Source organism: Microcoleus sp. A2-C3, assembly GCF_036706065.1.
Classification (GTDB): domain Bacteria; phylum Cyanobacteriota; class Cyanobacteriia; order Cyanobacteriales; family Microcoleaceae; genus Microcoleus.
In genome coordinates this window covers 234,944-258,766 of sequence record NZ_JAUBVX010000001.1, presented here as the reverse complement: position 1 = coordinate 258,766, position 23,823 = coordinate 234,944, and the positions used below count along the sequence as shown (strand labels likewise).

The window sequence follows — 23,823 nt, the reverse complement described above, 5'->3', positions numbered from 1 at the left end:
ACAGATGCCTAGAAGCATCAAGTACCATAATTTAGACTACTACACACAGACAGTTTAGTTGTTTTTTAGCACTAGACCTGACACTGGTGAGAATTTCAAGATTCCCCGGTAGCAGGTTTCTAGTATCCTGTCTTTCGCTTGGGCCTCCGACTTAGAGTTGGTGAGGTGTGACAATCATTTTTTTTTCAGCTCTGAGAATAAAGCAAGGTTTATTCACATACTCCCGCCTCAGCATTCGGAGTAGCGAATCTAGCGGGAGATTGTTGAGATTCCCAATTCTCAGTTTTGACCGATCGATATAGCTGAAAAGATCGACGCTTCAGTCGATCGAGCTGGTGTCAGAGGCTTGAGAGCTCGCGAGCAGAGCTTTTGACGGCGCCCAATTCTGAACGATCGGCATTTGTGAGCGATTATAAGAAAAAGCATGACTGTGAATCAACCTTCTGACGGCGGGCGGTGAATAGACAAGTAGGCGCTCCTGTCGGCAACATAGAGGTTAGTGTAAGAGTGGAGAGTAAGAGGCAAGTGTTGCCCGTCTTCGGCACTCTGATTCTGGTTTCACCTGTTAAATTTATTTTGCTTCTCCCGCTGGGCGGGTCGAACTTTCGGTTCGTCTGCGGCAAACGCTTTTCGATCGAGACAGGCAACCTGAGCATTATTGACCCCGCCCAAAAACGGGTACAAGCCCCCGACAATCGTCGTGGATATCCCAAAATTTTAGACTCTAGTTCCTGCACCCTGATTCAAAGCTGCAAGTAAATCTAAAATCTAAAATCTAAAATCTAAAATCTAAAATCGACTGACAGAGGCTGTCTTCACTCAGGAATTAACGGACACAAGGACTCATGGCTAAACAACTCAACCTACTTTCCGGGCAAGTAATTTCTACGCCTCTGCATACCGAGATGCAGCAATCGTACCTCGAATATGCCATGAGTGTGATCGTCGGGCGAGCTTTGCCTGATGTCCGCGACGGTTTAAAACCGGTTCACCGTCGAATTTTATTCGCGATGCACGAACTCGGTTTGACACCAGACCGACCTTATCGCAAGTGCGCGCGGGTAGTTGGAGATGTTTTGGGGAAATATCACCCCCACGGCGACCAATCGGTTTACGACGCTCTGGTGCGCATGGTTCAGGAGTTTTCGAGCCGCTATCCTTTGCTGGCTGGTCATGGCAATTTCGGTTCGGTGGACAATGACCCGGCTGCTGCGATGCGCTACACGGAAACTAGGCTGGCATCGATCGCCCACGAAGCCATGCTAACCCAAGTCGGCGAGGCAACCGTTGATTTTACTGGTAACTTTGACAGTTCCGAACAGGAACCGACGGCACTACCTGCTCAGTTGCCGTTTCTGGTACTCAATGGCTGTACCGGAATTGCTGTGGGGATGGCAACTAATATTCCGCCTCACAATTTGGGCGAGGTGGTGGACGGTTTAATTGCTTTGATTGAAAATCCAGAACTCTCGGATGAGAAGTTGATCGAATTAATTCCGGGCCCGGATTTCCCGACCGGAGGGGAAATCGTCTCTACAGAGGGCATTGTTGATGCCTACACTAAGGGTCGAGGTAGCATTGCGGTCAGGGGTGTGGCTGGAGTGGAAGAAGTGCCTGGTAATCGCAAGGTGCGGACTAAAACAGCGATTATCGTGACGGAGTTTCCGTTTCAGGTGAATAAGGCGGCTTGGATTGAAAAGGTGGCGGATTTGGTGAATGCCGGCCGTCTTGATGGTATCTCTGATTTGCGCGATGAGAGCGATCGCGAGGGGATTCGAGTTGTGATTGAACTCAAGCGGGAATTTACCCCGGAAGCGGTGCTAGCTCGTCTTTATCAACAAACTGACCTGCAAACAAATTTTGGCGCGATTTTGTTGGCAATTGTCAATGGTCAACCGCGACAGTTGACACTTAGACAGTTGTTGCAGGAATTTCTGGATTTCCGAGAAGTGACTCTGACACGCCGCTACAATTACGAGTTGCAGGCGGCAGAACGTCGCTGTCACATTGTCCAAGGCTTAATGTTGGCTTTGACAAATCTCGATACTACGATCGACATTCTGCGAAATTCTCCTGACGGTACTACTGCTAAGCAAACTTTCCAAGTTCGTCTTAATTTGAGCGAAAGTCAATCTGATGCAATTTTGGCGATGCCGATGCGCAGGCTGACTGGTTTGGAAAGGCAACATTTGCAAGCTGAGTTGGATGAGTTGACGGGGAATATTCAAGAATTGCAGCGGTTGTTGAGTGACAGACGCGAACTTTTGAAGGCTTTAAAGAAGGAATTGCGATCGCTAAAACGCAAGTACGCTGACCCCCGCCGCACTAAATTTGCCAATGGAACTGGACGCGCGACAACTGCCGAACCACAAGCTTCGGGTAAGAAAAACGCTGGTGTAAAACCGTTGTTACCGGCAACAATTTCGCCTAACTTATTGCCCGTTCTAGAACCAGAGGAAACTATTGTTGAATTTTCGCACAAGCAGTATGTGCGACGCTTGCCGGCAGGGGAACGTCCGCGCTCGAAAAGTCGCGAAAAATCGGTTTCAGCTTTAGAAAAGAATGAAGATTTTATTGTGACGGCTAACCTGACGAAAACCGATCGCACTTTGGTAGTCTTAACTCCTAATGGCAAAGCTTACCCGCTAAAAGTGGCTGATATTCCTAGTAGTAGCGCCAAAGACCGGGGAACGCCGATTGTTGGTTTGTTGTCGCCCAGTGCTACTAAAGAAAGTGCAGGTCGTGCTTTCTCGGAAATCACAGTTGCACACTTTATTTTGCCGGACAATTCGGAGGCGGCCGATTTAGTAACTCTGACTCAGCAAGGCAAAATTAAGCGCTTGCCGATGCAGGAATTTGCTGAGTTGACTAATCGTGGCATTACTGTTGTTAAACTCAAGGAGGACGATCGACTGCGCTGCGCAAGTCTTAGCAAAGTTGGCGACCAAGTGGCTGTTGCAACTTCGGGAGGCCGAGTCCTCCGATTTGATATCGATGACGAACAATTGCCGCCAATGGGCCGCACCGCCCAGGGTTCTCAAGTGACTAGGTTGCGGAAGCAGGAACAGTTGGTGGGTTGTATTACGATCGACCGGGAAGACAGTCTGGTACTATTTTCGGAGTTGGGTTGGGCTAAACGAATGCCTGCGGGTTCTGTTAGACTTACTAACCGTGGCGAAATTGGCACTCAAGCTTTTCGCTTTACAGAGCCTAAAGATGCTTTGGTTGGCTTGCTGCGCGCTGTTCCGGGTACGGATGTTAAACTTTTTACTACTTCTGGTCGCTTGCTGCGATCAACTACTGATGCTATAGCTTTTTGGGGGAAAGATGCTCCGGGCGATCGGGTTTTTGACCTCAATCCTGGTGAGAAAATTATTAAGGTTATTAGCAGTCAATAGTCATTGGGCATTGGGCATTGGGCATTGGGCATTGGCCAAACAGGTCATTGGCCAAACAGGTCATTGGGCGAAGCGAAGCGGAGGGATTGGGCATTAATCTGATTTGTGACCTCTGACTTCTGACTTCAACATCCATCCGTTAAATCATTTAAATCCTGTACACGGCTCGTTGCCGAACTTCCTCCTTCCTTGAATATCCCAATTACCAATTCCCAATTCCCAATTACCAATTCCCAATTCCCAATTACCAATTACCAATTCCCAATTCCCAATTACCAATTACCAATTCCCAATTCCCAATTCCCCATGCCCTAGTCTAAAATCTAAAATCTAAAATTGTCCGATGGCGAAAGTTGTATTAGAAAATATCTACAAAAGTTTTCCACTCCGCCAAGGAGAACAGGAAAAAGCAGCAAACAACGTCGCAGAAAGTGTATCAATAGAGACTCCTAGCTCTTCGTCTAACACTGTTTTGCGGCGGATTAACCTGACGGTCGAAGACGGAGAATTTATGGTGCTGGTGGGGCCTTCTGGCTGCGGAAAAAGCACTTTGCTGCGATCGATCGCCGGTTTGGAAGTTTTGACAGCGGGAAATATCTGGATTGGCGATCGGCTCGTTAACGATTTGCCTCCTAAAGACCGAGATATCGCTATGGTATTTCAAAATTATGCTCTCTATCCTCACTTAACAGTTTACGATAATCTCGCCTTTGGATTACGTCGCTCACAAACGGAAGAAGGAACAGGGAAGAAGGAAGAGGGAAGAGGGAAGAGCGAAGAAGGAAGAGGGAAGAAGGAAGAGCGAAGAAGGAAGAGCGAAGAAAAGACAGAGACAGAGACAGAAAAAAGCAGCCGGGTTCAGGCAGAAGTCATCCAAAAGAAGCTAGAAGAGGTGATTAATTATTTAGCTTCTAATACTGTAAACAACGATCGCATATATACTTTAGGGGAGGATTTTTTGGTAGGAGCAACTCGCAAGCTTCCTCCGGGTTTGCGCTATTTGTCGGAACGGGAGAAGGCGGTAGGAGAACGAGTTAGGGCGGTAGCTCAATTATTGCAAATAGAACCGCTGTTAAATCGCTTGCCGAAACAACTTTCAGGAGGGCAAAAGCAGCGGGTGGCTTTGGGGAGGGCGATGGCTCGAAATCCCGCAGTGTTTTTGATGGACGAACCGCTATCGAATCTTGATGCGAAGTTGAGGGCGGAAACTCGATCGCAAATTGTGCAGTTGCAGCGCCAGTTGGGCACTACCACTATTTATGTGACTCACGACCAAACTGAGGCGATGACTATGGGCGATCGCATTGCTATTATGAATGCAGGTCAGCTTCAGCAAGTCGCTCAACCTCTGGAGCTTTACAACAAGCCGGCTAATCTGTTTGTGGCTGAGTTTATCGGTTCTCCGCCGATGAATTTTTTCCCTGTGCAATTTACCGCCCCGTTGTTGATTTCTCACCCGCAATTTCGCTTTACTTTACCTGATATTTGGGCGAAAAATCTACAAAAATATGACGGGCGAGGGCTAATTTTGGGCATCCGCCCAGAACATCTGAGCATTCACCCTCCTGCTACCAAAAATCTGTCTGTACAAGTGGAAATTGTGGAGGCTTTGGGACACGAAACTTATTTGCGGGTGTGTTTGACTGATGCTCCGGCTGTGCGGATGCAGGTGCGGGTTCCTCCTGAGCGATCGATCCGTGTTGGTGAGGAGCTTTGGCTGGCGATCACCCATGACAAGATTCACTTGTTTGACCCGGATACCGAGTTGGCTATTTTTCCTCGGTAGGAACAGGAGAAAGGTCGATCGACCTTTGTGACCAATATCACGCACCACACACTTGCACTTTATTCAAGTGAATGTTATATTAATTTACATAAGCCTTACAAAAGTTAACGAAGGAAGTTCATACTATGCAAGAACAAAAACGCAACGCTTGGAACTGGGGCTTCAGCGAAGGAGCTGAAAATTGGAACGGTCGTTTAGCAATGATTGGTTTCTCTGCCGCTGTCGTCATTGAATTGGTTTCCGGTCAAGGCTTGCTTCACTTCTGGGGCCTGATCTAATTTTCTAGTTAAGACTTTTCAGACACTGCAAAGCTTGGGGGTTCCATCAGGGACTCCCAAAATTTTTAATGGCAATTGACTATCTACTAATCAGGAATTACCACGATGTATGTAGTAGTACAAATTTAGAAGCGATCGCTCTTTTGGGATGGGGGTTCCACCCCAAAAGAGCGAATCACTCTTTTGGGTGATGCTAGAAAATTACTCTAGCGGATATATTCTTTCAAGATGCTGTTACGGTTGGGATGGCGCAACTTCCGCAGAGCTTTAGCCTCGATTTGGCGAATCCTCTCGCGAGTGACGTTAAAGATTTGACCAATTTCCTCTAAGGTCTTCATCCGCCCGTCGTCTAAGCCGTAACGCAGCCGGAGTACATCTCGTTCTCGTGGGCTGAGGGTATCTAAAACGCTTTCCAAATCTTCTCTGAGCAAGTTTTTCGAGACTTGATCTTCTGGCGTTTCCCCGTCAGATTCAATAAAGTCTCCTAAACGCGAGTCTTCTTCTTTGCCGATCGGAGTTTCTAAAGAAATAGGCAACTGTGCGGATTTAGCAATGAAGCGCAACTTCTCGATCGTCATCTCCATCTTAGTGGCGATTTCTTCTTCCGTAGGCTTGCGACCCATTTCCTGAGAAAGCAGTTTGGTGGTTTTCTTAATCCGCGAGATGGTTTCGTAAAGGTGAACCGGTAAGCGGATAGTCCGGGATTGATCGGCGATTGCTCTGGTGATGGCTTGACGTATCCACCAAGTTGCATAGGTGGAAAATTTGTAGCCTTTTTCGTGATCGAATTTTTCAGCAGCCCGAATCAGACCCAAAGAGCCTTCCTGAATCAAATCTTGGAACGACAAACCGCGATTCATGTACTTTTTGGCGATCGATACCACCAAACGCAGGTTTGATTGCACCATTTTCTCCTTCGCCCGCCGACCGACGTGGAGTCGGTGACGAAATGCAGGTAGTGCCATATCTACAGCATTAGCCCATTCATTATCTTTGGGTTCGCGGTCTAACTCTTCGAGAAGTTGTTCTCGAACTCGCTCTAATTCCAGCAAATCTGCAATCTTACGGGCGAGTTCAATCTCTTCGTCGGCTCGCAACAGTCGAATCCGACCGATTTCTTGCAGGTAAAGACGAATAGAGTCTTCAGTATAATGCTTTTTCTTTGCCTGAGCCCGACGACGAGCTTTGACACCTTTGGCAGATTTAGTGTCTTCTTCCTCAGATGGATTTTCTAGAAAATCTTCTCGATCATCTTCTTCGTCGATAAAGAGTTCTAACTCGCTCTCAGGTAGAACGCTTTCGGGGCTCCGAAGCAAATCGATTGTTTCCATTTTGGGTTTGATTTTGGTTTCTAGTACGGTGTTAGTCTGGATCATGCCGCCTTCCTCATGCTCCTAAATTCAAGAATAAATAACAGTGGAATAGTGTCTGTTTGTAGTTTAGACAAGTTAGCCAGTATTGACATTCCCGCAGGAAGAAATAATGGGTTTTTGGTCTGTAACTGAAGTTGTTACCGAAATTGCACCAGTTCTGGGTCAAAGTTCAAGTTCTGGTTTGAAGTAGCGATCGCATTTATTGATCCCAGGGTTTTATGTCGCAACCTTAGATTGAGCGTGTGGCTACTGCAAAGCAACGAGTTACCGCATCATCTGCGATACCGGGCAAGCGAGAATTGAACCCAGAGATGCGATCGCACCTCAACAAATACTGGCTTTTTTTACTCGGTACTTCGATTTTTCACCCGTACAAGTTTTCCGGCACGGAGCCCTCTAACTTTTTTGTTATGGGGTGTCCCACTTTTGATTTGCTTGCTGCTTTCACGATGTCGTCAGACATCACAGTTGCACGGCAAACTTTCGCCACCTTGGATGCGGGTCTGCTGTCAAATGTAACAGCAGAGGGTCGGAGTACCAAACGGTGAGAATCGGATCTTACAAAGACCCTTCCGATTGTAGCCGTTCTCACAAAAAATGGAAGTTATTTTCCGTTTTTTGTCAAGAACCAGAAGAACTTTGTCAGCTTAGCTTAACAATACTGACTGATATCGGGCTCAGTTAAATCCTGAGAACGGCCCGCAAAAACTTGGACGCGATCGAACGGCGCTGTTTGCTGCGCATATCTGGGTGAACGGCTGCGGCGTAGTTGGCCAGACAGTTAGCAGACAATTGTTGACTTGCCGGAATTAGGACCAATACAATCCGTGTAGATGCACCCATCATTACCCTGTTTCCCTGAATTGAATCATACGCAATGTGCGATTGAATAAAGCTTACGAGCTTTCGTTGTAAGTCGGCAACTCCAGATTAGAGACCGACTATGACCCCAAATGAAGCGTTGCGGGTTTAGTAGTGCAACAGGGGCTTTCTTTGTTAAGTTAGCTCAAATCTCAGAAATTGGGTTTAATTTTGACGTTAAATCACATTAAGTTCTTAACGTCACATTCTCATTTAAGCAGTTCCACACGAATTTGTCGCGGAGGGTGGCAAAAACCACCCGGATAAATTGTAATCAGAGTTAACCCGCCACGCAACTCCCGGCTGCAAACTTCTCTAAAATTTGTTGGCTTTCGGCTCGCACTTGCGCGATCGCACATTCTCACAAGCAAGACAATTCGCTATTTTCCGGAACCACAACTTCATATTTACTTTAAATATATCCTAACAGTGTGAAGCTTTGACAAAGCAAATTCATCAATTTTAAGTAAAATTACTGGTGTTGTGTGAAAAATTTCCAGCAGACAGAACAAAGCCCCAGCAGACGCTGCTGCAACGGAGGGCGGAGGATAACTTTAAAAAAAAAGAAACTTACCCAGTGTAGCGATGTGCTTGCTGTTTGACCGGACAAAAGCTGCCGAGTTCGTTCAAAGCTTTTAAGCAATACGACTCTGGTGCTATGTTAAAATTTTTGTTACATTTATTTACAGCCTGTCCTCCGAAAGCAGGTATCCGGGCTCGATCCCCCACTCTGGTTTAAATCATGCGGCTCGATAGCTAGGGTATTTCGCTATCAGGAAAAAATTTTGCTCCGTGTCTGTACTGAAAACCCTGGCCAAGTTGATTAGACCTGTTGATTATTGATGCTGCATATCCCTTAAATTTTTAATTTTTTCGTTGCTTTTCTCTTCCTTTTTCAGGTTGTTGAACTATTAAGATGGGTTTTCCCTGAGACGATCGCCTAAATCGTCCAAGCAACTCAGAGAAGTTGTTTCAGTTGTAGCGGCATTCATCTAAATACACCACATACATTGCAGGCACACAACAAAGTGAATGGTCTCCTGTAGACTCAAACAGTAGCTAAGCTCTCAATTTCTGTGAGGCAAGCGAGTTTATTGGAGGAGTATCAATGATGGAGTGGATTATAGCGCAACAGACCCCCTTGGGCAACAATCCTGCTGCAACAGATAGCCAAACGGCAGGGAGCATTCCTGAATTAGTCATTATCCTAATCATTCTGCTGATGATTGCAACAGCGGTTGCACTGATCGCTCAGCGACTGCGAATTCCCTATGTTACGGGTTTAGTGCTAGCAGGTTTGCCAATTACAGAACTCTTGTCGCGTCGAATTGGTTTAGACCCTTCTTTAGTGTTGAATCTTTTTTTGCCCATTCTGATTTTTGAAGCGGCAATCAACACGGATATCAGCCGTCTGCGAAGCACCTTTAAAGCGATCGCAATTCTAGCGGGTCCAGGCTCGATCTTTTCCTCGGCAATTATCGCTGTTTTGGTTAAATTTGGACTGGGGCTAAACTGGATTCCCGCATTACTGATCGGAGTCATTTTGGCAAACACTGATACTGTCTCGATGATCGCGGTTTTTAAGGAGATCCGTGTGCCTTCGAGATTATCCACCATTGTCGAAGGAGAAACCCTGTTCAACGATGCGGCTGCTCTGATTTCATTCAATTTGGTTTTGGTCATTTATGCGACAGGATCTCTCACCGTTGTGCAAGGCCTGAAGGAACTACTCCTAGTCGGCTTGGGTGGGGGACTCGTGGGTGCCATCTTCGGCTACTTGAGCCTACCGATATTTGTTCGTTTAAACGATCGGTTGAGTAGTCTCTTACTAACCGTAGCTCTAGCATTAGGAACCTTCCAGATCGCGCAATTTTTGGGAGTATCGGGTGCGGTGGCTGTGGTCATCGCCGGACTCATTTTTGGCAACCTTGGACTTCCTCGCAGTTCGTCTGCCTCGGATCGAATTACGTTATTGAGTTTCTGGGAATATGCGGGGTTTAGTGTCAACACCTTTATTTTTCTCCTGATCGGCATCGAAATTAACCCAGGCACTTTGTTGAGCATTTTGCCATCTATTCTGTTCGTCATCCTAGCTTATCAACTGGGACGGATTCTTTCGGTCTATCCGTTGTTAGCTGGTCTGCGGTGGTTCGATCGTCCGATTCCCCTACGCTGGCAGCATATTTTATTTTTAGGGAACATTAAAGGCTCTCTTTCAATGGCATTGGCTGTAAGTATTCCGCTGACTTTGCCAGGACGGGATAACATTATTGCGCTGGTTTTCGGTGCTGTTCTGTTCTCTCTGGTTGGGCAGGGATTAAGTTTACCTTGGTTTGTCAAACGGCTGAAAATTAGCGGTGTTTCTGATGTCACGCAGGAAACTGGGCAGTTACAGATTCAGTTGATTGCTTGCAAGGCCGCTCAAGACGAGCTAGATAGTTTGCTGAAATCAGGCGTATTGCCCAAGGCAGTCTACGAAGAGCTATGGGCATCCTATCAGGCACGGGTGGCACAGTCGGAGCGTGTGCTGCGCGAACTCTACAATCAACATCGAGCAAGTCACATCAAGGGCGATCGGGCTGGGTTAGATACTATTCGACGGCGATTGCTCTTAGCGGAAAAGGGGGCCGTTAGCGATGCGCTACGGAAGCGCATCATTCCCGAAGAACTGGTTGGGCCCTACATTAAAGATTTGGATGAGAAACTTCTAAAATTGGAAGATGACTAGCGCGAATGCCCAAATAATCAATCATGGGGTGAACTAGCTCAGGACGGGTAACAACCAGGATCGTAGAACCTGCTTCAAGAACGGTGTTGCCGTTTGGAATCTCCAAATTGGCGCAGGCATGGCATTGATAACCAATGATCAGCGAACCTGTTGGAAAGCGGGGGTCTTGAGCAATGTGGGCAACGGTGCGACCGGCCACATAACAATCGCCTGGAACGGGCAGCTTCAGCACCTCCACTTGTCCTTGCTCAAAGTGCATCATCGACTCAACTTCCGGGTATTCGATCGCATTTGCCATTGTTGCGACTGCTAAATCAGTGGTGCTGATAATGTGGCTGGCTTGAGCGAGGCGATAGGCTTCTAGGAATTCGCGATCGCGCATTCGCACCACAATATGGGAAATGCCATAGCTTCTGGACAATGTGATCAACGCTAAATTCAAGGCATCATCTCTGAGGGCTGAAACGACTGCGTTGGCTTGTTTGATTCCTGCTTCGATGAGAACCGTTGTACTGACTGCGCTGCCCTCAAATGCCATCACTCCAATTTTTTCACGGGCAAAGCGACACGCAAGGGGGTCGGTATCGACGATCGCAACTGTGTGACCGAGTTTTAATAACTGCTGGGCTAAACCCAGCCCCATCATTCCTGCTCCACCAATTAATACGTACATAACTAACTATCGCCCTAAAAATGAACACTACTGATTTAGCACTATAAGCTTCTCAATGGTGCAAGTCACAGCAGGTAAATTTTACGCTTTTCACTTGGGAAACGACTACCTGATTCGCTTTTCTCAAGCTAGAGTCGATCGTTTGTTGGAAGTAGAGACTTCTTGCTTAAGTCACGGGATCGATCTACAAACCGCAGATGTAAGATAGATAAACACAGATCAACGCAGATGCTTTTCAGGATTAGCGAGGTTGGAAATGGAAGATATCTAATGAAATAGTTTTTATTAATGAGCGAGAGTTTTGACCTATTTGATAATTTTTTTTATGGATAGATTGACCGCAGATGAAAAGCAGATAAACACAGATGTTTGTCAAGATAGTTGATGATTTTTGTCAGACGTTTATAGCGGTTATCAAAAAAGTAAAGTGAGGATAGCCCTATGCCCATAGCCCTATGCCGGATAGTACCTCATATGAGAGATCGAAAGGCTATATCCTTTCCAACTGATTGGTATCTGGCTCTCCTGATTTTGTGGTGATCAGCAAACCGCATATCCTTACTCCGAGGGCATCATAGAATCACAAACAGTTGTGCTTAATACCGTATACACCATAAACCCAGGAGAGCCTGGTGTCTTTTGTGGGTAAAAACTATTCAGTCAACACTCCCAAAGTTTGGATAATTGACAACACATTGACAATATAGCAATTTTCGAGTGAGTGAGGTATAGATTTAGATTTTCGATTTGAGATTGGGTAATTATGGAATTAGTAATTAACTGGCGAGTACCTCACCTGATTCTGAACCGCCAGTTCGTTAAATAATACCTATTTTAACGAACCGCGAAGACGTAAAGGGCGCGAAGTCAGAAAAGAGAAGAAGAAAAGATTCAAGTCCTGACTGCGAACTTAATTGAACTACCAGACAAATTACTGTTGATTCCGCAGCCGAGGATTGACAAATTCGTTCAATCCTTCTCCTACCAAAGATAATCCGACTACCATTAAAGTCATGGCCAAACCGGGAAACAAGGCTGTCCACCAAATGCCGGTGGGTAGCGCATCTAAGGCTAAACGCAAATCGTGTCCCCATTCTGGAGTTTCTTCGGGGAGTCCTAAACCGAGAAATCCTAAGCCTCCTAATGTTAGAATTGCATCAGCGGCGTTGAGCGCAAATAGCACGGGTACGCTCTGAATCACGTTCAAAAATAGGTAGCGCGACAGCACTGTCCAAGTGTCAGCACCCATTGCTCGTGCGGCTTCGACGAATAATTCGTTTTTGACGCTGGTGGTGTGATTCCTGACGACGCGGTAGTATTGAGGGATATAGGAAATGCTTAGGGCGATCGCAGCATTGAAAACTCCTCTTCCCACTACAAAGGCTAGTGTCAGAGACAGCAGCAGCCCCGGCAAAGTATAAATTGTATCCATTAAAAATAACAACACGCGATCGAGCTTACCGCCCAAATAACCGCTAACCAAACCCAAAGGTACACCGATAAACAAGCTCAAAGCTGTGGCTAAAATCACCACTTGCCAAGCCGCCCGCGAAGCAAACAGGGTGCGGGAAAAAACATCGTAGCCACTGCGGCTAGTCCCAAACCAATAATTCGCCGACGGCGGTTCGTGGATAGGATTAATCAAAGCATCGGTAGGATTTTGCAGCCATCCCCAAGTCTGCATAGCCGGAGACAAGGTGGCTACCAATATAAACACGGCAGTTATTGTTAAACCCGCCCACATCATTTTCATTGACAGGCTTGACGGTGAGGCCGTGTTGAGAAATCGTGGCAGTCGGAGGCGGCTTTGAGTCATATTTATGAAGGAAGAGGGAAGAAGGAAGAGGGAAGAAGTCAACCCCCCCCTGCCCCCCCCAAGGGGGGAAATTCAGGAAGAGGGAAGAAGGGGTTTTAGCAATTCAGAAGGTTTTAAGCGCTGGGTGTGGTTGCTATAATTGCGATCGACCAATATGAGACTTTTTGATTCTAGTAGCAGAAAGCCTAACAAAACCTGAAATAGCCGAAAATTTTCTCCCTTATGCGCTCAATACTGGTTAGAAACCGGGTTTTTTACGAAAATGTGGCGCGGAGTCCGGGATATCGCTAAAAACCCGGTTTCTCGCCTCAAAAGTGAGCTGACGATTGTGCAAGCTAGAAACCGGATTGTTGATCACCCGCTGCGAGTCAAGAAACCGGGTTTTTTTTTGTGGGTTATCCAGCTACAACACGTATTTTCGTGAAAAACCCGGTTTCTGGCAACCCGCGAGTAAGTCCTACAAATTGTTGGCGATTAACTCCCGGTACTGACTTTTCGGCTTAACTCCCTTGAGCTCAGTCACCATAGCTTTGTCTTTGAAATACTGAATCGTCGGCGTACCAATCACGCCAGCATTTTCAGCAATTTCTGGATCTTCTTCGATGTCAATTTCTACATAGTGGATTTTGCCATCGAACTCATCTACCACTTTACTCAAAATCGGTCTGAGGCTGTGACAAGGGCCACAAGTCGAAGCCGAGTATTTAACTACAATCAGTCGATCGCTCTCGTGGAACAACTTCCGCAAAGCATAACCTCCCTCGTGGCGCGTGTCGTTGATATCAAAATTCTCGCTAGTTTTGCCGACTTTGGGAGCTTCCGGCGCTGCGGCGGGTAGCTCGGATTCCTCGGTTTGATGGAATTCCTGGGTTAAAGCATTGACTGACAGCCAACGCTCTGCCAACATCGCCCCCATACAACCACTACCTGCTGCGGTGATAGCTTGGCGAAACTCGTGGTCTTGCACATCACCAACAGCGTAAACTCCCTCGACGCTAGTTTCTACCGCGCCGTGTTTGGTAGCGATGTAGCCTACTTCGTCGAGTTCTAGCTGACCTTGGAACAGTTGAGTGTTGGGAGTATGACCGATCGCATAAAACAATCCCTTCACCTGCAAATCACTCTCAGCGCTAGTCTGAATATTTCTAATTTTCAACCCATCCATTTTGCTCCCCGGCACTCCCAAAACATCCACAGCTTCGGTGTTCCAGTGGACGGTAATTTTAGGATTGCTCAGCACTCGGTCTTGCATAGCCTTGCTAGCCCGCATTCGATCGCTGCGCACCAGCATATGTACGTGAGAGCCGTATTTTGTCAAATAAATAGATTCTTCCGCTGCGGTATCGCCCGCGCCGATGACAGCTAAATCAACTCCTTTAAAAATTGGGGTAGCACCGTCGCAAATCGCACAGGCAGATATTCCCAAATTCCAGTAAATATCTTCGCTAGGCAAGCCCAATCTTTTTGCAGTTGCGCCTGTAGCGATTACTATGGTGTGGGTTTTGATTTCTCTATCTTCCGATCGCACTGTAAACGGACGCTGAGTTAAATCAACGTAACTTACATCTTCTGTGTATAATTCCGCACCCCAGCGCACTGCTTGAGCTTTCATCCGATCCATCAGTTGCGGCCCGGTGATACCTTCGGGAAAGCCGGGGAAGTTTTCGACTTCTGTGGTGGTCATCAGTTGACCGCCGGGAATGCCTCCCATTTGGTAGCCTTCAAAGACTACGGGTTTTAAGTTTGCTCTCCCGGCGTAGATGGCTGCGGTGTAGCCTGCTGGGCCTGAGCCGATAATTACTAGGTTTTCTACGGTTTTGTCGGTCATAATTATTTATTTGAACTCATAACGACTTCGTTTTATCAATTCTAGCAGCATCAAGCATATTTCTATTTTTGAGGGGTTGAGGGCGATCGGGACAATTAAAGCTAATGTGATAAGCAAATACGATAGGAAAACTAATTTAGTTTTAAATGTTCAATCAATCTCCGAAAATCCCCAAAAATTACCATCCCTCACTATTGATTCCATTCTCATTTACTTGACGAAAGTGCGCCGTTTGAGCTATTATACAATTCCGATACTCAAGCGGTGCTACGACTATTTTTTTGCGCGTAGGCTGAAACCCTTTCAGGACATGGAAGAAGCAAAATCTATAAATGCAATAATCACAATTTTTGATGCAAAACTCGCATTTTTAAGTTTAAGAATTGTAAATAAAACTTTGGCGGATTTGACAAGGTACAGGTATTGTGATATGTAAGGTGCGATCGGACAAAAATGCGATCAAGATTTTTACTTTCTTCCCAAATTAACAGAGAATTTTGCACTTGTGTCTGATGGATAAAATCAAGATACTGTTTGTATGCAGCCAAAACAAGTGGCGGAGTTTAACGGCCGAGAAGATTTGCGAGAAAATTAGCGGGTACAGTGCGCGATCGGCTGGCACGGAAAAAGGTGCGAGAATTAGAGTAACTGAAGGCTTGCTCGGCTGGGCGGATGTGATATTTGTGATGGAAAAGAAGCATGAATCTCGACTTCACAGCAAATTTCCCGAAACTCTCACAGGCAAGAAGGTTATTTGCCTGCAAATCGCCGATAATTACAGATATATGGAGCCGGAGTTAGTAGAGCTTTTGCAGGCGAAACTCAGCCCGTATCTGGAAATGTCCGACAATCAGACAAGTTTTATGCAGCGAGTTTTGGAACCGGAGGTTATGGATACTTGGGAAGAAGCTGTTGAGTATGACTCGATGGATTTTTCTGAGGTGAATGCGGCTTTTGCTAAAAGTGCGATCGCCCTCGGGCCGATATGTGGGAAAATCTTAGATGCTGGGACTGGTACGGCGAGAATCCCGATCGCCATTGCTCAAATGCGTCCGGCTTGGGAAATGACTTGCATCGATTTGTCGGCAAATATGCTGAAATTAGGACTGGAGAATGTGTCCAAGGCAAATGTGCGATCGCAAATTAAGCTAGAATTAGTTGATGCTAAAGCCATGCCCTATCCAGACAGTTATTTTGACATGGTGATTTCTAACAGCATTATCCACCATTTGCCCGACCCCTTGCTATTTTTTCGCGAAGTCCAGCGAGTCTTAAAACCGAACGGAGCAATATTTTTACGAGATTTACTGCGGCCTCTGGATGAGACAATCAGGGATAATTTGGTCGAGATGTACGCGGGAGATTGTAACTCGCATCAGAAACAATTGTTTAGCGATTCTCTGCACGCGGCTTTTTCCCTAGATGAAGTTGAGACAATGGTGGAAAGCGCGGGGTTGGAGGGTTTGAGAATTTATGAATCTTCGGATAGACACTGGACGGCGGAGCGGGCTTGGATGTAGAATTGGGATTTAGTCTAACTTTATATTACCTAAAATTACTCGATCGCGCCCTCCGTCTTTAGCTTGATAAAGCGCACGGTCTGCTGCTGCAATCAAATCTTTTTTGGAAATTTCCAGTCGAGGAACCGTACTCGCTACTCCCAAACTCAGTGTAACATAAGAAGACACCGCCGAATTAATATGTTCGACTTTTAGTTCTTTCACCCCGACTCGAATTTTCTCGGCAATCCACAAAGCTCTTTCAGGTGAAATCCGGGGCAAAATTACCACAAACTCTTCGCCTCCATAAGGCTATAACAAAGTTGTGCTTCATTCAGTTGACAGTTGACAGTTGACAAAAGAAGGAAGAGGATTGGAGTAATGAATAGTCTGATTTTAATTTCTCCCTACCAGGGTTCCGGCTTTCAACCAATTCTTTGGAGTAAAAAACGCGGTTTCTGTGCCAGTCCTCAACTCAAAAGCCAAAACCGCGAATCGTTGTGAGAAACGAAGCAATTTCACAATTTTCTCACCAACCCCAAGTTCCGACTCCTCCCTTAAACGGGCCGACAATATCTTTGGTAATCCAACCTCCGTAAAAATCCCCTGGTTGAGATTGCACTAATTCCCCGTCTACATAACAAGCATCCATCTGGCTAGGATAAAAAGCCACGTAATCTTTGATAGCTGCAAAAACCTGATTGGGATTAGGATAAAACCAACCAGCATTTATAACTTCCTTCGAGCCTACCGTCACAGTGTAATAACCCGCTTGTCCTTTCCACTCGCACCACGAGCCCCGTGAAGTTTTGTGTAAATATTCCATTTGGATGTCATCGGGGGAGATATAGTAGACAGGAGGGTGACTTGTCTCTAACAACCGCTGAGCGCGCCGCGTGTCGGCGATCGTCACTTCATTAAAAACAATCTGTACGTGTTTGGTCAATTCCTCAAGGCGAGGAGGACGCGGGTAATCCCAAACAGACTCTTGACCAGGGCCTGGTTCTATGCGATCGAGGTTCACTTGTACAATCTCCCCTACAAAAAAACAATTAGCGGCTGAAGATTACAATTTAATGTATTCTAAGTCTAGTTGCCAATCCAGACAGTCCTCAGCTTTTCTCTATTCTCCGTAATATGAGCATTCGCCACATCGGTGAGGACATAAATAACTTCCTGAATAGAGCCGATACTCGTCAAGCATCAATGGTTTGATTCCCGTCATGCAACTGTCAACTGTCCACTGTCCACTGTCAACTGCTATATGAGCATTCGCGGTATAGATGTTTCCGACTACCAGCCCAATGTCAATTGGCAAGCCGTTGCCAAGGGAGGCATTCTGTTCGCATTTGTCAAATCGACGGAAGGTGCAACGTTAGTTTCTCAAACTTTCGCCCGGAATTGGGCGGGAATGAAAGCGGCGGGGATTCAACGCGGTGCTTACCATTTTTTTCGACCGACAAGCAGCGTTCAAGGACAGATAGATTTGTTCCTGAAAACTGTCAAACTGGCAGCGGGGGATTTGCCGGCAGTTTTGGATTTGGAAACTACAGGCGGTTTGAATGCGGACGAATTGTGCGATCGCGCGACAATTTGGCTCGAAGCAGTCGAAAAAGCCACCTTGATGCGACCAATTATCTACACTTACCCCGGATTCTGGGACAACCTCGGCACACAACGGTTGGCAGATTACCCACTGTGGATTGCTCACTATACCAGTGCCGAGGAACCTTGGGTACCAGGAGGCTGGAAGACTTGGACTTTTTGGCAGTACAGCGACACTAGCACCGTATCGGGAGTTTCGGGTAATGTAGATGCCAATATTTTTGAAAGCGTCCGAGAAGGCGCGATCAATTATAAAGTTGCAGACATCCAGAAGCAATTAAGAAGTAAAGGTTTCTATCAAGGCGCGATGGATGGTAAATTTGGAACCTCTACCACAGCCGCACTCATCTCGTTTCAAAAATCTCAAAATCTCAATGCAGACGGCATGGCTGGTATCAAAACCTGGGCCGCTTTGATGCAAAAATCTCCAAAAGTAATAGTTCCCCTTCCACCGCCGACACCAACTCCAATTCCGACACCCACTCCGACGCCAACTCCAGTATCGGCTGTGCCACTGACTAAGTTATTCTCGTCTTATCAAGCTAATGCTGCTCAAGATATTGCCTTGATTTGGCTGCAAAGTCAAGTTTCTACCTCTGTTTTAGGAGAATTTGCTCAAAAGTGGCGGACAACTGCCGTACCTCCAGACACTAATTTGAAATTAATAGATGTCGGCAAATTTTATCGCGGTTTAGCAGAACAAGACCAAGCTTTAGATTGGCTGCAAAAACAAATTTCTCCGACTGTGATTGCCGAGTTTGGGCAAAAGTGGCGTGCTCAATCTACTGCCCCAATTTCTCCGATTCGGCTGATAGACACCTGCAAATTTTATCGGGCTGCACCAAACCAAAATCAGGCATTAGATTGGCTGGAAAATAAAATTTCGCCGGCAACTCTATCGGAGTTTCTTCGCCGATGGCAGAATGCCAAATGATTTTAGATGAATTCCACAGATGAATCTGGTTTCAGTGTTCTGAAATTAGGTCAACCGCAGATTTTAGGCAGATGCAATCGACGATGCAACGCAAATGTATTTCAAGATAGTTTCAGAATGAGTGCAAGAAGTCTCTTTGATAATTGACTCGACATTCAAATCTCCCTCTCTCCCTCTCTCCCCTTATCGCCCTCGAACATAACAGACAATTTAGGCGCTACAGCTTGCTCCCATCTTTGACGCTAAGAGAATTATCTGATAAAGTTATAGCCAATATCAAGGTTTTTTAATCTTATTCGCAAAAATCCAGGGCCGTGCCGAGTTTGTACCAGCGCCAAATATAGCGCCTGTACTCAAATTACTCGCGATCGCACTTTTAAAACCCAGCGGGCAGCCTGTAATAATTGTATCTATGGAAATCCCCTTTAACATCACCCTGTTGATGGTCATGACCGTCACCTGTGGTATCAGCGCTCAAGTTCTGGCCGCTTATCTGAAAGTTCCGGCGATCGTATTTTTGCTGCTTTTCGGCATTTTAGCAGGCCCGGATTGCTTGGGAATCCTGCATCCGAGTCTGTTGGGCAACGGTTTGGAAGTTATGGTATCCCTTTGCGTAGCCTTAATTTTGTTTGAAGGCGGCTTGAATTTAGAATTGCGAGATTTAGGCAAAGTTTCCGGCAGCATCCGCAATTTAGTTACTTTCGGCACTTTGATTACGCTAATAGGTGGCGGAATGGCCGCGCATTGGTTAGGAGAATTTCCCTGGCCGATCGCCTTTCTGTATGCTTCTCTAGTAGTCGTCACAGGCCCGACAGTCATCGGCCCTTTGCTCAAACAAGTACCCGTAGACAAAAAAGTCGCCGCCTTGCTAGAAGGCGAAGGTGTTTTAGTCGATCCCGTCGGGGCAATTCTGGCAGTATTGGTACTAAACGTGGTTTTAAACGGCAATACCGACTTGCTGATTTTGTTCGGAGATTTAATCGTGCGGCTGGGTATTGGCACAGTCATCGGAGTTACCGGAGGTTGGCTGCTGGGACTGATTCTCAAGCGAGCGAAATTCCTGTCAGAAGACCTCAAAAATTTAGTAGTTTTAGCCGGTTTGTGGGGATTATTCGGCCTATCAGAACAAATCCGCAGCGAATCAGGACTAATGGCAAGTGTGCTGTCAGGTATTGTCCTCAGAGCCGCTGCTGTCCCGGAAGAAAGGCTGCTGAGAAGGTTTAAAGGTCAGCTCACAATCCTGGCTATATCCGTACTGTTCGTGCTGTTGGCGGCCGATTTATCCCTCGCTAGTGTGGTCGCCCTCGGTTGGGGAAGTTTTTTTACAGTTTTAGCCTTAATGTGGATAGTGAGACCGATTAATATTTGGGTTTGCACCATCAACAGCGGGCTCAACTGGAGGCAAAAATTATTTGCTTCTTGGGTAGCGCCGAGGGGAATTATTTCAGCTTCGATCGCATCTTTATTTGCAATTTTGCTCACCCAGCGAGGAATCAACGGTGGCGACTCAATTAAAGCCTTAGTCTTCCTAACAATTATTATCACAGTTTTCGTGCAAGGGCTGACAGCGGGATGGGTCGCTCAAATTTTGGACATCACCTTAAAATCAGCTACCGGTGCCGTGATTGTAGGGTCAAATCCTTTGAGCAGATTAATTGCTCGCTTATTTCAAGAACGCGGAGAATCTGTCGCAATTATCGACACCAACCCGGAAGCTTGCGCGCAAGCAGAAAGAGAAGGTTTGCGGGTGTTTTTGAGTAGTGCTTTGGATCACAGCATTTTAGAAGAAGCCGGACTTGATTCGATGGGAACTTTTTTAGCAATGACCAACAACGGCGAGGTAAACTTAGTGTTAGCTCAACGAGCAGCCGAGGAGTTTGCACCGCCGCGGGTTTTGGCAATCTTCCCCAAAGACCAGCAAGCAAACTCGCCTGCAAATAACAGTAAAATCAATCAAGCGTTTGTATCCGATTTGTCGCTGAAGGATTGGAACGAATATCTGATTGACAACGAAGTAAAATTGGGGGAAACCGAGTTAAAAAGCGAGGGATTGCAGTTTCAGATTGCTCACTTGCAAGCTTTGGTTCAGGCTGGGGAGTTAGCGCCGCTGTTGCTGGAAAGACAAGGATACTTGCAAGTAGTGTCAGCGACAGAAATTTGGCAAGCGGGCGATCGAATTATCTATTTACTATACGATCCTACACCGAAATTGTTGAAAAGATTGTCAGGTTCGTCGCAATCTCGCCTGACTTTGGAAAAGCATCAAGTAGTTGAAGAAGTGCCGATTCCTACTCCGATTGTAGAGGAGATTTTGGTAGAAGCGGAAATAGCAGAAGAGGCTGAAATTTTGCAGCCGCCTGTTTCGCGGTAGGGGCATTAACCCTGTGTCCGATCGGTTCTATAATCTAGGTATCCCAGCAAGAAGCAGGATAATTTTATGACCGGAGAAGGTTCGTATAAAGCAAATACGTACAATCTGGAATTAGAGGGAGAAATCCAGCGATTAAAAGCTCAAGTTCTGATAAGTTGGGAAAAGGAAGCGCGCAATTTAAAGTGGTTCGGTTTAGCAGACGGGATGAATGTTTTAGAAGCGGGTAGCGGGCCGGGATTTTTTACCGAAAAGCTGTTAGAATTGCTGCCAAACAGTTCGATAACAGCGGTAGAAATTGACCCCGTACTGCACGAAAAAGCAGTAGAATATTTGCATGAAAAAGCTGGCGATCGAGTAAATTACGTGCAAGCGTCGGTGGCGGATACCGGCTTACCTGCGAACTCTTTTGATTTTGCGATCGCCCGTTTGCTATTCGTCCACCTCCCCGAACCAGTCGCAGCAGCTAGAGAAATATTCCGCATCTTAAAGCCTAGGGGAAAATTGGTGATTATCGATAGCGATGCCGATCTGTTTTGGCTGACAAATCCACCCCTATCAGTCGAGATTGTCAGGGAGAAATTCAAACAGGTTATGGCCTCGCGGGGAGGCAATTTATCGATCGGGCGAAATCTGTGCCGCATTCTCAAACAAGCTGGATTTGGTAGCATCGATTTAGAAGCGGTTGTCAGCCACAGCGATATCATCGGAATTGAAGCGTTTGAGCCTTTGCTGGACTCCGGGCCCATTTTACAGTTGGTCAAACAAGGGTTAATTTCCGAGTCAGAAATAGCCAGTTATCTGGTTTCGCGGGATGAGTTTGTAGCTAAGGGCGATCGATTAATGATGAGTTTTTGGTTGATGGCTTGCGGGGAAAAGAATCAATAGACATCTCGAATAACTCTCAAACTTCCTCCCAGCAATGACTAATGACTAATGACCAATGACTCTAAATCCTCCCTTCAACCTTCCGCTTCTTCCTTTGTGGAACAGGCGTCCCGCCTGTGGTAATTTATTTCTACTGCAAATACCCAATCCAAGCGGGCAGAACATCCGGCGAACCATACCACTTCCCCGGAGAGCGAGGCGAATGCCAAACACCCTCCAACACCAAATTTTCGGCCCCGTCCAAATGAGCAGCTTCAATCGGCGTAATTCCATCTCCCCAAGTTTCGCCATTCCCCACAGTCAACTCATAACTTTTATAAGCCAGCCACGTCTTTAAACCGGGCTTGCCCAAAACAGCTTTCCCAGCAGCGCATACGTAGCGCACCTGCGGGTGAAAAGCCCCCGGATAGTAAATTTTGACAAAATCTAGGTTTTTGCGCGTCCAGCGCTCTTGAGAGACGTGTGGCGTGCCTAAAGTGATTAAAGTATGGACGCAAGGGTGAGCTTCCCACAAACCCGCATCCTCCAGCACATCTCCGTGAATCGTGTAAGGCTTTTCGCCTAAATAAATCCGAGAAATCCAGCCGCCTGCGGAATGACCGATGAGGTTGATCTGTTGGCTGCCGTATTGCTGTAACATCTGTTTGACCGTGCGATCGAGCTGTCGCAAAATTGGCACCATCGATCGCCCGCCAAGAGTGGGCAACCAATCTCCCTTGCCCAGTGGTACTGTTACTGTGGGGAAACCTCGATCGACCAAAGATTTTTCTAATTCCCGATAGTCTGAAGCAGCAGCAAAATATCCTGGCAAAATCACGGTTGGTAATGGCATGATCAATTTGAGATTTGAGATTTGAGATTTGAGATTTTGCGATCGGGATGCTACGATCTATTTTTCAAGTTCAAAGACGCTTGTCGAAGCATCCTTTGGATTGCTAACATCTGCCGCTCGTTAAACTTTTTGCTTGGGGAATATCTACTTTTATGGCTCGCGAGCCGATTGCAACATTGTATTTTACCCTAGTTGTCGTTCACTTAGAAGACCGTTTTCTACTGGTACAAGAGCGCAAGTACGAGCAGCAGTGGTATCTCCCAGCAGGGCGAGTGGAAAAAGGCGAGACTTTGCTCGAAGCTGCTGTGCGCAATACCATTGAGGAAGCGGGCATTTCTGTGATCGTGGAGGGAATTCTCAGGGTAGAGCATACGGTGATGCCTAGGGGCAATGTGCGCCTGAGAGTGATTTTTGTGGCTCGCCCTGAAGATAAGACACCGCCCAAGAGCAAGCCGGATGAGCACACTTTATGTGCTGGTTGGTATTCTCTCAAAGAGTTAGACCAGTTGTCGCTACGGGGTGAGGAAGTTCGGGAAATGTTTCAGTACATGGCAAGCGGTGCTCCAATTTATCCGCTCGACTTGCTGAGCATCGAGGGAGCTCCTTTTAAAACTTACCGCTATCGCTGGTGAATCCTGCGATTTGAGATTTGAGATTTGAGATTTTAGATTGACTCCACAGATTAATCTGGGAGCTTGAACAAAAGTCTAAAATTTTGAGAATCGACCCTCACACTCGTGTACGTGGGACGGTGCTCATGTTTGAGGGCCATCGAGGGGCCGCGGGCCTGGTTGGCAGCCACTAGATCAGTTTTTTGATGCTGTAACCGAATTGGAAACGCCGATCGATCGAACTTGTCGATCGTGTTTAATAAATTTGGTTCAGTTTTGGGCCCATAAATTGTCATCAAGGTCGATCGGCAATTTAGAGGGCGATCGTGCTAAAATTATACCTTT

21 protein-coding genes and 1 pseudogene are annotated in these 23,823 nt (G+C 46.5%); 13 read left to right on the top strand and 9 right to left on the bottom strand.

From position 1 onward, the window contains the following. Nucleotides 1-456 precede the first annotated feature (456 nt). Together QUB66_RS01015 and QUB66_RS01010 are read left to right on the top strand one after the other, a co-directional pair. A complete protein-coding gene (locus QUB66_RS01015) occupies nucleotides 457-759 on the top strand; it encodes a hypothetical protein (RefSeq protein WP_332967573.1) in 303 nt (100 codons plus the stop codon). Between the two features lie 86 nt (nucleotides 760-845). Then, nucleotides 846-3,398, top strand: coding sequence for a DNA gyrase/topoisomerase IV subunit A (locus QUB66_RS01010; RefSeq protein WP_332967575.1), 2,553 nt, complete (start codon nucleotides 846-848; stop codon nucleotides 3,396-3,398). A 144-nt stretch (nucleotides 3,399-3,542) separates the two neighbouring features. Here the strand turns inward: QUB66_RS01010 and QUB66_RS01005 are convergent, their stop codons facing one another. Continuing rightward, entirely contained in the window at nucleotides 3,543-3,677 is a 135-nt protein-coding gene (locus QUB66_RS01005; RefSeq protein WP_332967576.1) for a hypothetical protein, read from the bottom strand. A gap of 64 nt (nucleotides 3,678-3,741) precedes the next feature. Between QUB66_RS01005 and QUB66_RS01000 the strand changes: the two genes are divergently transcribed. Together QUB66_RS01000 and QUB66_RS00995 are read left to right on the top strand one after the other, a co-directional pair. After that, the gene (locus tag QUB66_RS01000) at nucleotides 3,742-5,184 is read left to right on the top strand and encodes an ABC transporter ATP-binding protein (protein WP_332967577.1); all 1,443 of its coding nucleotides are present in this window, start codon (nucleotides 3,742-3,744) and stop codon (nucleotides 5,182-5,184) included. 125 nt (nucleotides 5,185-5,309) lie between these two features. Next, on the top strand, nucleotides 5,310-5,462 hold the full coding sequence (locus QUB66_RS00995) for a chlorophyll A-B binding protein (protein ID WP_265238621.1): 153 nt from the start codon (nucleotides 5,310-5,312) through the stop codon (nucleotides 5,460-5,462). A gap of 206 nt (nucleotides 5,463-5,668) precedes the next feature. Here the strand turns inward: QUB66_RS00995 and rpoD are convergent, their stop codons facing one another. Further along, nucleotides 5,669-6,838, bottom strand: a complete 1,170-nt coding sequence (gene rpoD, locus QUB66_RS00990; RefSeq protein WP_265238623.1) for an RNA polymerase sigma factor RpoD — start codon at nucleotides 6,836-6,838, stop codon at nucleotides 5,669-5,671. A 239-nt stretch (nucleotides 6,839-7,077) separates the two neighbouring features. Between rpoD and QUB66_RS00985 the strand changes: the two genes are divergently transcribed. Next, a complete protein-coding gene (locus QUB66_RS00985; RefSeq protein WP_332967578.1) occupies nucleotides 7,078-7,383 on the top strand; it encodes a hypothetical protein in 306 nt (101 codons plus the stop codon). Between the two features lie 133 nt (nucleotides 7,384-7,516). On the opposite strand, the gene QUB66_RS00980 is transcribed toward QUB66_RS00985, so the two are convergent. Continuing rightward, complete coding sequence (locus QUB66_RS00980; RefSeq protein ID WP_265238627.1) at nucleotides 7,517-7,681, bottom strand: hypothetical protein; 165 nt, start codon at nucleotides 7,679-7,681, stop codon at nucleotides 7,517-7,519. A gap of 1,123 nt (nucleotides 7,682-8,804) precedes the next feature. Between QUB66_RS00980 and QUB66_RS00975 the strand changes: the two genes are divergently transcribed. Next, nucleotides 8,805-10,424, top strand: coding sequence for a cation:proton antiporter (locus tag QUB66_RS00975; RefSeq protein ID WP_332967579.1), 1,620 nt, complete (start codon nucleotides 8,805-8,807; stop codon nucleotides 10,422-10,424). Here QUB66_RS00975 and QUB66_RS00970 read toward each other — a convergent pair. Further along, nucleotides 10,381-11,097 (bottom strand): potassium channel family protein, encoded by a 717-nt coding sequence (locus QUB66_RS00970; protein WP_332967580.1) that lies wholly within the window; start codon nucleotides 11,095-11,097, stop codon nucleotides 10,381-10,383. The two genes, QUB66_RS00975 and QUB66_RS00970, sit on opposite strands and share 44 nt — an antisense overlap. Nucleotides 11,098-11,152: 55 nt before the next feature. Here QUB66_RS00970 and QUB66_RS00965 point away from each other — a divergent pair, with 55 nt between their 5' ends. Next, nucleotides 11,153-11,305 (top strand): hypothetical protein, encoded by a 153-nt coding sequence (locus tag QUB66_RS00965; RefSeq protein WP_332967582.1) that lies wholly within the window; start codon nucleotides 11,153-11,155, stop codon nucleotides 11,303-11,305. 723 nt (nucleotides 11,306-12,028) lie between these two features. Here QUB66_RS00965 and QUB66_RS00960 read toward each other — a convergent pair. Then, nucleotides 12,029-12,913, bottom strand: coding sequence for an ABC transporter permease (locus tag QUB66_RS00960; protein WP_332967584.1), 885 nt, complete (start codon nucleotides 12,911-12,913; stop codon nucleotides 12,029-12,031). Between the two features lie 4 nt (nucleotides 12,914-12,917). Here QUB66_RS00960 and QUB66_RS00955 point away from each other — a divergent pair, with 4 nt between their 5' ends. Further along, a complete protein-coding gene (locus QUB66_RS00955) occupies nucleotides 12,918-13,052 on the top strand; it encodes a hypothetical protein (protein WP_332967586.1) in 135 nt (44 codons plus the stop codon). A gap of 318 nt (nucleotides 13,053-13,370) precedes the next feature. On the opposite strand, the gene trxB is transcribed toward QUB66_RS00955, so the two are convergent. Further along, nucleotides 13,371-14,741, bottom strand: a complete 1,371-nt coding sequence (gene trxB / locus QUB66_RS00950) for a thioredoxin-disulfide reductase (protein ID WP_332967588.1) — start codon at nucleotides 14,739-14,741, stop codon at nucleotides 13,371-13,373. Between the two features lie 512 nt (nucleotides 14,742-15,253). On the opposite strand from trxB, the gene QUB66_RS00945 reads away from it, so the two are divergent. Then, a complete protein-coding gene (locus tag QUB66_RS00945) occupies nucleotides 15,254-16,261 on the top strand; it encodes a methyltransferase domain-containing protein (RefSeq protein WP_332967590.1) in 1,008 nt (335 codons plus the stop codon). A 9-nt stretch (nucleotides 16,262-16,270) separates the two neighbouring features. Here the strand turns inward: QUB66_RS00945 and QUB66_RS00940 are convergent. Further along, nucleotides 16,271-16,537: pseudogene (locus QUB66_RS00940) on the bottom strand (diguanylate cyclase domain-containing protein); the annotation flags it as partial. Nucleotides 16,538-16,769: 232 nt separating this feature from the next. Continuing rightward, nucleotides 16,770-17,264, bottom strand: coding sequence for a DUF427 domain-containing protein (locus QUB66_RS00935; protein ID WP_265238637.1), 495 nt, complete (start codon nucleotides 17,262-17,264; stop codon nucleotides 16,770-16,772). A gap of 240 nt (nucleotides 17,265-17,504) precedes the next feature. Here QUB66_RS00935 and QUB66_RS00930 point away from each other — a divergent pair, with 240 nt between their 5' ends. The 3 genes from QUB66_RS00930 (at nucleotide 17,505) to QUB66_RS00920 (ending at nucleotide 22,035) form a co-directional block, all read left to right on the top strand. Further along, nucleotides 17,505-18,779, top strand: a complete 1,275-nt coding sequence (locus tag QUB66_RS00930; RefSeq protein WP_332967591.1) for a GH25 family lysozyme — start codon at nucleotides 17,505-17,507, stop codon at nucleotides 18,777-18,779. A gap of 412 nt (nucleotides 18,780-19,191) precedes the next feature. After that, nucleotides 19,192-21,150: a cation:proton antiporter gene (locus QUB66_RS00925; protein WP_332967593.1), complete on the top strand. Its 1,959-nt coding sequence runs from the start codon at nucleotides 19,192-19,194 to the stop codon at nucleotides 21,148-21,150. 66 nt (nucleotides 21,151-21,216) lie between these two features. Continuing rightward, nucleotides 21,217-22,035, top strand: a complete 819-nt coding sequence (locus tag QUB66_RS00920; protein WP_265239440.1) for a class I SAM-dependent methyltransferase — start codon at nucleotides 21,217-21,219, stop codon at nucleotides 22,033-22,035. A gap of 130 nt (nucleotides 22,036-22,165) precedes the next feature. On the opposite strand, the gene QUB66_RS00915 is transcribed toward QUB66_RS00920, so the two are convergent. Continuing rightward, nucleotides 22,166-22,867, bottom strand: coding sequence for an esterase/lipase family protein (locus tag QUB66_RS00915; protein ID WP_265239441.1), 702 nt, complete (start codon nucleotides 22,865-22,867; stop codon nucleotides 22,166-22,168). 152 nt (nucleotides 22,868-23,019) lie between these two features. Between QUB66_RS00915 and QUB66_RS00910 the strand changes: the two genes are divergently transcribed. Continuing rightward, nucleotides 23,020-23,499: an NUDIX domain-containing protein gene (locus QUB66_RS00910; protein WP_265239442.1), complete on the top strand. Its 480-nt coding sequence runs from the start codon at nucleotides 23,020-23,022 to the stop codon at nucleotides 23,497-23,499. Nucleotides 23,500-23,823: the final 324 nt, after the last annotated feature.